The organism is Mogibacterium sp. CM50 (assembly GCF_000293155.1).
Classification (GTDB): domain Bacteria; phylum Bacillota; class Clostridia; order Peptostreptococcales; family Anaerovoracaceae; genus Mogibacterium; species Mogibacterium timidum.
Genome location: NZ_ALNL01000035.1, coordinates 17,058 through 28,497, shown reverse-complemented (window position 1 = coordinate 28,497; position 11,440 = coordinate 17,058). Strand labels below are relative to the sequence as shown.

General features: G+C 46.3%; 11 protein-coding genes. 1 reads left to right on the top strand and 10 read right to left on the bottom strand.

Features of this window, described 5'->3' with window-relative positions; all coding sequences use genetic code 11:
- Positions 1 to 137: 137 nt before the first annotated feature.
- The 8 genes from scfB to hydE form a co-directional block, all read right to left on the bottom strand.
- Positions 138 to 1,550: a thioether cross-link-forming SCIFF peptide maturase gene (gene scfB / locus HMPREF1152_RS04945; RefSeq protein WP_050992639.1), complete on the bottom strand. Its 1,413-nt coding sequence runs from the start codon at positions 1,548 to 1,550 to the stop codon at positions 138 to 140.
- A 100-nt stretch (positions 1,551 to 1,650) separates the two neighbouring features.
- Positions 1,651 to 1,803 carry a six-cysteine ranthipeptide SCIFF gene (gene scfA, locus HMPREF1152_RS04940; RefSeq protein ID WP_009644054.1) on the bottom strand — a complete coding sequence of 51 codons (153 nt, stop codon included), beginning with the start codon at positions 1,801 to 1,803 and terminating at the stop codon, positions 1,651 to 1,653.
- Between the two features lie 68 nt (positions 1,804 to 1,871).
- Positions 1,872 to 2,864, bottom strand: coding sequence for a universal stress protein (locus HMPREF1152_RS04935; RefSeq protein WP_009644098.1), 993 nt, complete (start codon positions 2,862 to 2,864; stop codon positions 1,872 to 1,874).
- A 100-nt stretch (positions 2,865 to 2,964) separates the two neighbouring features.
- Entirely contained in the window at positions 2,965 to 4,056 is a 1,092-nt protein-coding gene (locus tag HMPREF1152_RS04930; protein WP_009644157.1) for a hypothetical protein, read from the bottom strand.
- Between the two features lie 89 nt (positions 4,057 to 4,145).
- Positions 4,146 to 5,576: an acetate--CoA ligase family protein gene (locus tag HMPREF1152_RS04925; RefSeq protein ID WP_009644101.1), complete on the bottom strand. Its 1,431-nt coding sequence runs from the start codon at positions 5,574 to 5,576 to the stop codon at positions 4,146 to 4,148.
- 104 nt (positions 5,577 to 5,680) lie between these two features.
- Positions 5,681 to 6,697, bottom strand: a complete 1,017-nt coding sequence (gap, locus tag HMPREF1152_RS04920; protein ID WP_009644050.1) for a type I glyceraldehyde-3-phosphate dehydrogenase — start codon at positions 6,695 to 6,697, stop codon at positions 5,681 to 5,683.
- Between the two features lie 42 nt (positions 6,698 to 6,739).
- Positions 6,740 to 7,852 (bottom strand): Ldh family oxidoreductase, encoded by a 1,113-nt coding sequence (locus tag HMPREF1152_RS04915; RefSeq protein ID WP_009644061.1) that lies wholly within the window; start codon positions 7,850 to 7,852, stop codon positions 6,740 to 6,742.
- A 77-nt stretch (positions 7,853 to 7,929) separates the two neighbouring features.
- A complete protein-coding gene (gene hydE, locus HMPREF1152_RS04910) occupies positions 7,930 to 9,006 on the bottom strand; it encodes a [FeFe] hydrogenase H-cluster radical SAM maturase HydE (RefSeq protein ID WP_009644129.1) in 1,077 nt (358 codons plus the stop codon).
- A gap of 198 nt (positions 9,007 to 9,204) precedes the next feature.
- Between hydE and HMPREF1152_RS04905 the strand changes: the two genes are divergently transcribed.
- Positions 9,205 to 9,639: a MarR family winged helix-turn-helix transcriptional regulator gene (locus HMPREF1152_RS04905; protein WP_009644125.1), complete on the top strand. Its 435-nt coding sequence runs from the start codon at positions 9,205 to 9,207 to the stop codon at positions 9,637 to 9,639.
- Positions 9,640 to 9,857: 218 nt separating this feature from the next.
- On the opposite strand, the gene HMPREF1152_RS04900 is transcribed toward HMPREF1152_RS04905, so the two are convergent.
- Both HMPREF1152_RS04900 and HMPREF1152_RS09020 read right to left on the bottom strand, forming a co-directional pair.
- Complete coding sequence (locus HMPREF1152_RS04900; protein ID WP_009644092.1) at positions 9,858 to 10,691, bottom strand: patatin-like phospholipase family protein; 834 nt, start codon at positions 10,689 to 10,691, stop codon at positions 9,858 to 9,860.
- Between the two features lie 98 nt (positions 10,692 to 10,789).
- On the bottom strand, positions 10,790 to 11,398 hold the full coding sequence (locus HMPREF1152_RS09020) for a histidine phosphatase family protein (protein WP_050992637.1): 609 nt from the start codon (positions 11,396 to 11,398) through the stop codon (positions 10,790 to 10,792).
- Between the last annotated feature and the right edge of the window lie 42 nt (positions 11,399 to 11,440).

Below are 11,440 nucleotides of genomic sequence, written 5' to 3'. Positions count from 1 at the left end.
AGTCTCAAAATGTCCGAATTAATTATACCATATCACATTTGTTATTTAATGATTTTATACAAGCTTATGGATTGTGCCGGTGTTGGTTTCATGAATTTAACCATTATAAACCACTGCACAGGCTTTACAATGAAGGATCAGTATGAAATCACAGCGCTAGCGCCCGGCAATCTCTCAATTCCGAGCTCCTCCTCCGCGACCTTGAGCATGAGTGCGCACTCGATTCTTTTTTTGTGCAGCTCACATCCGAAATCATACACCTTGTTGATATCGCCATTTGCATGATAGTTGTTCGCTGCGCAACCTCCCGAGCAGTAGAGCTTGGCGAAGCAGCCACGACATTTATCACGTGTGTAAACGTTATTGTTATTTCTAAAGCCGTCAATAACATCACCATTGATGATACCGTCGTACACATTTCCTACCTTGAAATCGTCGTCGCCTACAAACTGATGGCACGGATACAAATCTCCTGCGGGTGTTACTGCCAGATATTCAGTTCCTACACCGCATCCGCTGACGCGCTTATAGATGCACGGGCCACCGGTCAGATCAACTGTATAGTGATAGAAATTGAAGCCTTCGTCTCGCTTCTCGCGCTCAAGCATCTCGCTTGCGAGCTTCTCATACTGCTCCTTGAGCATTGGCAGGTCTTCATCGTGAAGAGCATAATCCGTGTTCGAATCGCCCACTACCGGTTCAATGCTGGTCTCCTTGAATCCGAGGTCAGCCATAGCGAGAACGTCAGCTGCAAAATCCTTGTTGTAAGCTGTATATGTACCACGCATATAATACTGTTTCTGACCCCTCACATCTGCAAGCTTCTTGAACTTCTCAACTATTCTGTCGTAAGTGCCCTTACCATCCTTGCTAGTGCGCATGAAATCATGAGTCTGTCTACGGCCGTCCATACTGAGCACGACATTGCTGCATTCCTTATCGACAAACTCTATAACATCGTCATCAATCAGCACGCCATTTGTCGTGAGAGTAAAGTTGAAGTGCTTGTTGTGCTTCTTCTCCAGCTCTCTGCCGTAAGCAACAAGCTCCTTGCAGACATCCCAGTTGAGTAACGGCTCACCGCCAAAGAAATCCACTTCGAGATTCTTGCGAGCACCCGAATTCTCAACCAAAAAATCCAGCGCCTGTTTTCCAACCTCAAGAGACATGATTCCTGCCTTGCCGCTGTATTCTCCCTTACCTGCAAAGCAGTATTTGCAGTCCATATTGCAGCCGTGAGCGACGTGAAGGCATATAGCCTTGAGTACCGACTGTTTCGCCTTGAGCTTCCCTGCAATATCTTCAAAGGGATCCTCTGAAAAAAGCAGTTTTTCTTCCTTCAGTGTCTCGATATCCGCCAATGTCTCATCTATATCACTCACTGAAATGTCCTCGTACTTGTTTCTAATCTCATTCGTAATCTCAGCTCTTGACTTTCCCTCATCATAGAGATCGATAATGTCATAAGCCACATCGTCTACAGAATGCACGGCTCCGCTGTTTACGTCCATTATAATGTTATATCCGTTTAGTTTATACTGATGTATCATGTATTCCTGTCACCATACCTTATATATTTTGTTCATCTGTGTTAAGCGGACTTAACACAGAGCGGCAATAAAAAAGCGCTGCCATCAGCAGCACCTTCAATTACCGGTTGTTCTTAGCCTGCTCGCAGTGTTGATTAGCAACGCTGCATGAAGTCTTGCTCGCGGACTGGCAGGATGTCTGGCACTCACCACATCCGCCGGAAAGGGTTGACTTAGCCATGTTTCTGGTTGAAATTGTCTTGATTCTGCTCATCGTGTTATCCTCCTAATTACTCGTTATAGAATATCAAATAGTCCTATCTGTGTCAACGTGCTCTCTGATTACATATCAGCTTCGCTGTCCTCATGAGTCTCATTAAAATCAACAGTTTCGTGTGAATCTGTGACTGTATCGGTATCCGCCGTCGCAGCTTCATCTGCTTTCTGCACATCGTCATTTTCCGGCTCAGTGTTATCGCTCATCACCATTGAATTATCATCCTTCGTCGTCATATTTACACTAGCTTGTGCAGCCTTATTATCCGCATCGGAAGCCGCATCACCCTTATCGGCTGTAATCTCGTAGCTGAATACCGCCTCAGTCTTCATGTTTCGATTGAGAATTCTGATTCTGTCAGCCATCTTGCCAACACCGGTTGCGTTGACATGAATAGCAACCTTCTCCCCGGCTTCAATCTCATAGATTTCCTGCTGTCCGTTACTTGGCGGCAAATCCCACTCCTTTGTCACACCGTTGAACGACCTGTGTATGAATCTAACTCTACCTCTTTTAACTTCGATGTTGTAGATTACATCACCCTTGACACTCGGAATTAGGCACTCACTCTGCTTTAGGCTCAGCTGCCCACGAAGTGCAACTGTGCCCTTAGCTCTCTTAAATACAGCGCCCCTATAGCCTTCGACCTTCTTGCTCTCAGTCTCCTTAACAATCATCACATCACACTGAGCGTGGCGTATAATATATGATGCAGTAAGACCTATACTGCTGCCGGATCCCGGCTTGGTGGATTTGGTCATGACAATCATCTCTACACCACATTCCTTGGCCGCCTCTATAACTCTAGCTCCGGCCCTTCCGATTGCAGATCTGGTTATAACTTTATAGTTATCGATTGTTTTGGCAATAGATGTGAGCCTCTTGTCGAGCTCCTCGCGAATCTCCGCCTCTTCAGCCATTGTGAGCGCATATCCAGTATTCTCACGCACCATAACAAGCACAACCTCAAACGCCTTAGGCGAGAAGGTATTTTTTAGCTGTTCCAGCGCTATTAAACTCCTAGGTGAACCATCAACCGGCACAAGGATTCTCTTCATCAAAGCCTCCTTATTTATTGAACCGCTTACGCAGTATTAAATATACACAGCTATTATACATTTTGGAAGCAGTAAAATCAATCGAACCTATTTCATCAGGCTACTTCAACCACTTGTTCTTGGTCATTATGAACTCCTGAATTGCCATATACAATAGCAAAAAATCGTCATCCAGGCTACAAATTAAGCTATTCTCTGTGAGATTGTTTCCTTCAAAAACAATCCTCGCATTACCCGCAATTACCGCTTTGCGAACTCCATCTATCGTAATGATATAGTTACAGCTGAGGTTAGCTTTGCGAACAGCACGAAAACCTTCCACGTGAACGCGACCATCATTTGTGTCTATATAGTATGAATCGCTGCCGCTGTCAGAATCGCGGTACAGCGTGCCGTACTCCTCGCCGGACATGTAGAACTTGAATCCGCTCTTCTCATCCTTGGCGGATCCGGTTACCTCTGCCAGCACCTCGCCGGATTCCTCTATAGCATCGTCCCCGTCCGGTATGTCATAAATCTTGACATTCAGTGGATCATTCTGAGTTCTAACGTAAGTGTATACGTTGTCATCCTCATCCTTGTACAGGCAGTCTATGCTGTTGGCGTAGTAAAATTTGAATTTGCCGAGCTCTCCACTCTTAACCTCTCCACTCTCCTTGAGAGCCTTAACGATCTCGGTCAGATCGTCCACCAGAACGGTAGTCATCAGCTTCCAGCTTGCAAAATTAGAGTATGCTTCAGGCGTGACCTTCATACTCTTGGTGTCGAGGAGCTCTTTAAAATAAGCTTCGCTCGCTTTGTCTCGCACCAAGTGCTCAAGCTCTGTACTGCTCTTAAGTATGATATTTTTCTTATCCTTATATATCGTGATGAAATCCTTGAAAGGGCTAGGTCCAAAGTTAATTGCCGCATCCTTGGTGAAAGTATTGTGACCCATCCAAGGTCGTCCTAGGCATGTATCGAGATTCTTAAGTCGTTCGTATATGTGCTCGATAGTGATTGCCTCGCTATCCTCAACGATTTTGTCATATATGTTACGATCATTGTAGTGCTTGCCGCCAGTCGTCAGCCATACAGCAACGGCGAGACCGATAAAAATACCGCCAAGAATAAATTTCCCCACAGTTAATCCCATGATGCCCATTGCCAGGCACAATATCATCAGCAGCCTGAATAGTTTGTCTCCGTTCATACTCATCCCTTTTAAAGGTGATGCAGGGGTGTTATCCGCATCTCTGCATCGCCCATCTCAATTTACGCAATAACGATGATGCCTTTTGATTAAATATTCTTAATCAGCTGTTCCTTCTTGTTCATGATATGACTATATCTCCTGAGTGCAACCATTGCATTTACAGCCTGCTCAGGTGTTGAGTAGGCAGGAATACCGCTGTCTCTCAGCTTCATGATAGCATTTCTGCACTCATTTCCACCCTGGCACTCCATGATAAAAGGCTTTCCAAGATTCTTGTACTGCCTGTAAATATTAATTACGGTCTCTGTAATTGCCTCGACGTCCGTTACAGCTGTCGGGCAGACTGAAATCATGATTCCATCCACATTCTCATCCCTGTATGCAGTCTTGAGCGCGCCGCCATACATATCAGAAGTAGCAGTTCCGCTGATATCAACAGGGTTGAGTGGCGATCCGAACGCCGGCATGTAGCTTCTGATATTATCGCGCAGCTCCGGTGAAATCTCTTTAAGCTCCTTGATCGGCATCCCCAGTCTCTCAAAATGGTCTGCAGCAAGAAGCCCGGCGCCTCCTCCATTAGTTATAATCACAACATTGTCGCCTCTCAAAGGAGGGCAGTTTCCAAGCGCAAGAGAAGTATCGAGGAATTCCTGCCAGGTGTTCTCACGTAGAACTCCGGACTCTTCAAACAACTGATCGTACTCTGCATTTGAATGGCCCCTATTTTCAGATGCGGTGTGTGCAAATGCAGCCTTAACTCCAATCTTAGAAGCTCCGACCTTGACAGCAGTTATTGGTTTCTCACACTCCAGGCAGGCTTTTTTGAAAGCTTCGGGGCTGTCCAGCGCCTCTATGTAAACGGCTATGCACTTGGTGTTAGGTTCATTATCTGCATACTTAATCATCTCACAGAAGTCGACGTCTGCCTTGTTGCCAAGTCCTACGAACATGCTGATGCCGAAATGATCCAGCTGCGAAGCTCCAAGTGCTGCGAGAAGATTGGATCCCGACTGTGAGATAAGTGCTACAGGACCCTTATTGGGAAGATATGGAATAAATCCACAGTTGAAATCGTGATATGGAGTTCCTATTCCTACAAGATTAGGGCCAATCAGCGGCAACTCGTGTTCGCGGCAGAAGTCAGTAATCTCATTCTGCAAATCCCCGTTTCCAACCTCCTTAAATCCGGATGATGACACTACCGCAATCTTGACTTTTTTCTCGACACAATCCTTAAGTGCATCAAATACACCCGTTGCCGGCAGCGATATAAACGCTAAATCTACATCTTCAGGAACATCATTGATATTTTTGTAAGCAGGGATTCCTGCAACCTCAGTTGCCTTGATGTTGATAGGATATAGCTCGCCTTCGTATCCGCACTTTCTGAGCCCTTGAATCACCTTGAAACCAACTTTAGTCTCGTTGCGGCTTGCCCCAATCACAGCGATTGAATCAGGCTTAAATGCATACTCCAATCTGTCTACGACATATTGCCTTGCTTCCTTTACTTCCATAGTCAAATAATCTCCTTAAACTAATCTATTATCCATATTTACCTTTGCTGTTTACGGTCAATATCGTCAGGTATCGATACCGTATGGCTTGATAGTTACTGCATCTATTCCAGCCTTGCCATATATGCGAGAGTTCTGATCAGCTGGCTCACATAGCTCATCTCATTATCATACCAAGCCACTACTCTGACCTCATAGATATGAGTTCCGCACTTCTGAGCGAGTGTCTGAGTTGCATCAAACAGAGAACCCCAGCTCATACCGATCACGTCAGCCGAAACAATCTCATCCTCATTGTATCCAAACGACTGATCCTGTGCTGCCCTCATCGCTGCATTGATTCCATCTACACTTACGGAATCGGTCTCATCCTTAAGGGTTGCATCCAGGATGGTGATTGAGCCTGTTGCAACCGGAACTCTCTGTGCCGATCCAATTAGCTTGCCGGCGAGCTCCGGGATTACGTTACCGATTGCCTGTGCCGCTCCTGTACTAGTAGGAACGATGTTGATGGCAGCAGCTCTTGACCGCCTGTACTTCAAGCTCTTGTCAGGGGCATCGAGCAGCTTCTGATTACCGGTGTATGCATGAATGGTGGTCATGAAGCCTGTACGCAGCTCTCTATAGCCGGCAAGTGCCTTTGCCATAGGCGCCAGACAGTTAGTAGTGCAGGATGCTCCCGAAACAATCTTGTCATCCGCTGTCAGAGTCTCGTGGTTGACTCCGTAAACGACAGTCTTGAGATCATTGCCTGCCGGTGCAGAGATCAGAACCTTTTTGGCGCCTGCGTCGATGTGGGCCTGCGACTTCTCCTTGGAAGTGTATAATCCGGTGCACTCGAGCACAACGTCGATATTGAGCTCCTCCCAGGGAAGCCTGTGAGCATCCGCTTCCTTGTAAATGGTTATCCTTTTGCCGTCGACAGTAATCGACTCCTCATCGTGCTCAACAGTGTGACCTAGGTACGAGCCCTGCACGCTGTCATACTTCAGCAGATAAGCGAGCATAGAGGGCGAGGTCAAATCGTTTATCGCGACAACCTTAAAGCCATCCGTCTCCATTACGCGTCTGAATGCAAGTCTGCCGATACGACCGAATCCGTTAATAGCTAACCTAATCATCCAGCCTCCTTTTACCTTTCTTCAACAACTTTTCAAATATCTCTATTCAAACGGGAATTTAAAATTAATGCCGAGCGAGTCACGAACCTCGATAAACTCGCGCTGTACAGCTTCTCCCATCGGAACACCTTTGTCTTTGCGGAATTCTTTGATATCCCATTCCTTCTCACCTGCAGTATAGATTCTTTCCTCACCGGGCGCCTTCTGCGAAGCTCTGAGCGCTCTCAAAATGTCTCCGGCAGTCTTTTCGCAGACTTCTCTGCCTATCATCGCCTCCGGGTCGATGACAATGAAGAAATGGCCAAGATGATATGGTCTGAGCTCGCCATTCTCATTGAAGCAAGTCAGATTCTTGAGGAAGAGTCCGCCGGATAGAGCTGCCGACAGCAGCTCAACCGCTGTCGCGTAGCTGTAGCCCTTATATCCGCCCATTTCCTCACCGATTCCGCCAAGCGGGGCGAGGGCAGCCTCTCCGGAATTTAGAGCCTTGAGAATATACGACGTATCTGTCAATGCAGATCCGTCTCTACCGATTACCATTCCTGCCGGTGTATCCTTACCTGTGCGTTCATAGAATTCCAACTTACCTCTCTGCGTAATTGAAGTCGCACAGTCGATGAGAAACGGATTTCCCTCGTCTGTCGGAATTCCGATTGTCAGCGGGTTGGTTCCCAGCATATTTTCGACGCCGAAGGTCGGTGCGATGGATGGTCTGGCATTGGTTCCGGTAATTCCGATCATTCCCACATCTGTAGCCATCGATGACCAATAGCCTGCAATTCCATAATGCGAGGAGTTTCTAACAGCAACGCACGCAGTGCCGTATTTCCCGGCCTTCTCGACAGCCATATCCATTGCCATCTTGCCGGCTACCATACCTATGCCGTCATTAGCATCCAGCACAGCAGTAGTTGGAGACTCTCTGATGATATCTACCTTGGTGACAGGGTTGAGTATCCCTTTGTTGATACGATCTACATAGATCGGCTTAAATCTATTGACCCCGTGACTCTCGATACCTCTTCTGTCACTCTCCATGAGGACATCCGCACAGATAGCAGCGTCAGCTTCGGGAACTCCAAGCTGAATAAACGCCTTGACCATAAAATCCTGTACGATATCCCAAGCGATATACGGACGTGTTTCTTTATCCATCAAGCACCTCCAAAATGAATAAATCTGTGTCTATGAATATAACTATCTATAGAAACAATTCGTGAACTGATTACCGATCAACTCCGAATTGAATTCTGTGTCCTATTCCACCCCTTGTAATCTCCACGCTCTGTAACGGTTCTGTATCCTATCTTGGCGAGTTTGCCATCGAGCAGCTTACGTCCTGCCTCCGCCTCATCATCGACTCCTGCCTTGCCATCATAGATCAGGTATTTCCCCCTAATATCATCCGGCGAAAGGCTTGGCATGATTACGTTTGCCCCCGCGAGCACGCCCTTCTCCCTGCCTTTCTCATCTATAGTGCCGAGCGCTGTTGTAGCCGGTAAGAGCACCTCTGGAAACATGATGCGCAATATGCTGAGACAGTATAGTGTCATCTCCACTGTCCCATCCGGCTCGTCCCTAAAAGGCGTATCATAGTGGTGAATAAACGGCCCAATTCCTATCATATGCGGATTGAGACTGTGAAGATACTCGAAGTCGCTTGCCACAGTATCATAGGTCTGTCCGGGTGATCCGACCATAAAACCGGCTCCTACCTGGTAGCCGATATCCTTGAGCGTATTTAGACATTTCATACGATGCTCCAACGACAGTGTTTCGGGATGCAATTTGCTGTAGTGATCAGCATCTGCGGTCTCATGTCTGAGTAGGAATCTATCTGCACCTGCTTCAAAGTAACGCTCGTAGCTCTCTCTTTCCTTCTCTCCTATCGAAAGCGTGATAGCGCAATCCGGGTATTTTGATTTTATTCCTCTAATAAGCTCGCACATGCGGTCATCCGTAAAATATGGATCCTCTCCCCCCTGAAGCACAAATGTGCGAAGGCCAATGCGGTAACCAATCTCACAGCAGTGTAAAATCCGATCCGGGTTCAACCTGTATCTGTCAACCTTACCGTTACTCTTCCTAATGCCACAGTAATAACAATCATTTCTGCATGTATTTGTAAACTCGATGATGCCTCTGAGAAATATATCATGACCATAGTTTTCAATCGCAATTTCCTGCGCGGTGCTGCGGAGGTACTCACGTACTTTGTCGTTCCTGTTTGCGAGTAGCCTTGCATATTCATCGTGTTCAAGATACCCCCGCTTCACAAGCTTGCGGGCAATTTTCATCACTTCGCTCATCTCTCTACTCCCACTTTTAATATTCTAACACAATGCTTCGTTAAGACAACAAAAGAAAATGACTGTTTTTTTGAATGTTTGCATAAATAATTATTGACACTTTAATGCAACTAATATAAACTAAATTTAATTGTATACAACAAGATATTCCGAGAGAGTATGTTGTATACAGTGTCTGAACAATTAGGAGGAAGACTGATGAACAAATATGACAACCTGAAGCTAGATAAACAGCTATGCTTTCCGCTGTATGCGTGCTCAAAGGAGATCACTCGCAGATACAAGCCATTCCTAAGCAAGCTGGATCTTACATATACCCAGTACATCACAATGATGGTGCTCTGGGAATTCCGAGAACTCAGTGTTAAGGAGCTTGGAGACAAGCTCTTTCTGGATTCCGGAACGCTGACTCCACTGCTCAAGAAGCTTGAATCTAAGGGATATCTAACCAGAACTCGTTCTGTAAAGGATGAACGCAATCTCATCATCAAGGTTACAGACAAGGGAATGGCTCTTCGCGAAGAGGCACTGTCTGTACCGCAGGAGATTCGCGCTTGCGTAAGCCTGACGGATGACGAGGCTGCCACGCTGTTTAGGCTGCTGCGCAGATTTATGAACACAATCGAACAGTAGAAAATAACAATACCGACATCAAATGAAATTAAACGCACATCAACGAAAACAGACCGGAACCGATTGGCTCCGGTCTGTTTTCGTTGTATCGCAGCTTTGTTTTACATATGCACCTTGCTTCGATTGGCAATGCCTTCATACAGCTGCCCTTAGTAAACAAGCGAGGCCGCATCCCAATTCATGGTATAGTTTAGTTCTACAGGAATAGACACAATGCTCTAGCTGTCCAGCCCTGCGTATTTAGCAGCCACAAGTCCCTTTCTATAAAGATTCTTGAGCATATCAAGATCCTTGGTCAGAGTCTTGAGCTTACCGATGCTATCAGGAGCGATAATCGTCGCCTTGCCCTGAGCCTCAAGTAAATTGACCGCATCCAGCTGTTCATTGTATAGCTCTGCTCTGTTTTCCAGCAGCTCTGCCGCCTTTGGATACTGTCTCGCCAGCACCTGTGCTATTCTCTTGTCCTTGGCATTATCACGACGTCCGTTCCTAGGTCTGGTGAGAATGATTACAAATTCATCGCAGCCGTCCTCTAACGCTTTCTTATATGGAATGGGATCAGCCAACCCGCCGTCAAAATATTCAACGTCATTTATCTCGTATGGCTTGTTAACTACAGGCACACAGCTTGAAGCGTTGAGCGGCGCATAGTTATTCTTGCTTATATCATCCTTCGTGAAGTACTTCGTTTCTCCGGTCTTAGCCTCTGTAGCCACCAGTATAAACTCTGCGGGATTCTCCTTAAAAGCCTCGTAGTCTAACGGATACTCGCCATAGCTGTTTGATAGAGTTCCATAGACATAATCGAGGTCTACATACGAGCCGGTCTTGATGAAATTATCAAAGCTCATGTACTCCTTGCGCATCGCATACTCAGTATAAAACTCATAGTTTCTGAACTGCTGTCCGGCAATAAACGATGCGATATTGGCACCCCCCGCCGACACTCCGTAGCATCTGTCAAATGTCACTCCGTGCTCAAGGAAATAATCGAATACTCCGGCCCCGAAGATGTCCCTGGTGCCTCCGCCAACGTCAATTACTGCTCTCATGTCTTACTCCCTTCTGCATGTGATTTATATATAATACAAATTTTAACTATATCATCGCCGAAGATTGTCTAAACTGCCGCGGCATATCCTGACAATTGTTATTTGATACAGCTGTCAGTCGCTATCTGCAGATCATCTCTTATCTTCATCTCCCGGTCATCAATGTCAATCACCGTCACATTGCAATTCCCGACGTGCTCAGTCCAGAGCTCGCTCAATGACATACCTCTAAGGTATAACAGAATCATGTGGATCGCAGTTCCGTGTGAGACTGCCAGCACATTGCCTTCACACTCTTCATCGCGCATCCTCTCCAGAAAATGCTTCATGCGGTTGAGCAGCGACTCGAGTGATTCACCCCCCTCAGGAGGCAGATATGTCTCCGGTGATAGAAAGATGTTGCCTGATGCACCCTGCAGTTCATCGTACTTGCGACCCTCGTTGATACCAAAATCAATCTCAGTCAGATTATGGTCTATGACGAATCTTTCTCTTGAGACGCCTGTTGCAATTTCCCCTGTCCTAATCGCCCTCTCGAGTGGACTGCTATATATCCTATCGAACTTTATACCCTTGTCATTCAGTATCGAGGCAACCATCTCAGCCTGCGCTATACCGACATCATTGAGTTCAGTCTGCATATGCCCCTGCAATCTACGCTCACTGTTCAGCTGTGTCTGACCATGTCTAAGAACATAAAGTCTCATATCCTGCCTTTCTTAAGCTACATGATAATTATAGCCTCTATA

Bases quoted from the DNA above. Each gene is read 5' to 3' on its own strand.
- HMPREF1152_RS04930 (WP_009644157.1), bottom strand. From the start codon at position 4,056: ATGAACGGAGACAAACTATTCAGGCTGCTGATGATATTGTGCCTGGCA.
- HMPREF1152_RS09020 (WP_050992637.1), bottom strand. From the start codon at position 11,398: ATGAGACTTTATGTTCTTAGACATGGTCAGACACAGCTGAACAGTGAG.
- HMPREF1152_RS04935 (WP_009644098.1), bottom strand. From the start codon at position 2,864: ATGAAGAGAATCCTTGTGCCGGTTGATGGTTCACCTAGGAGTTTAATA.
- HMPREF1152_RS04905 (WP_009644125.1), top strand. From the start codon at position 9,205: ATGAACAAATATGACAACCTGAAGCTAGATAAACAGCTATGCTTTCCG.
- scfA (WP_009644054.1), bottom strand. From the start codon at position 1,803: ATGAGCAGAATCAAGACAATTTCAACCAGAAACATGGCTAAGTCAACC.
- gap (WP_009644050.1), bottom strand. From the start codon at position 6,697: ATGATTAGGTTAGCTATTAACGGATTCGGTCGTATCGGCAGACTTGCA.
- hydE (WP_009644129.1), bottom strand. From the start codon at position 9,006: ATGAGCGAAGTGATGAAAATTGCCCGCAAGCTTGTGAAGCGGGGGTAT.
- HMPREF1152_RS04900 (WP_009644092.1), bottom strand. From the start codon at position 10,691: ATGAGAGCAGTAATTGACGTTGGCGGAGGCACCAGGGACATCTTCGGG.
- scfB (WP_050992639.1), bottom strand. From the start codon at position 1,550: ATGATACATCAGTATAAACTAAACGGATATAACATTATAATGGACGTA.
- HMPREF1152_RS04925 (WP_009644101.1), bottom strand. From the start codon at position 5,576: ATGGAAGTAAAGGAAGCAAGGCAATATGTCGTAGACAGATTGGAGTAT.
- HMPREF1152_RS04915 (WP_009644061.1), bottom strand. From the start codon at position 7,852: ATGGATAAAGAAACACGTCCGTATATCGCTTGGGATATCGTACAGGAT.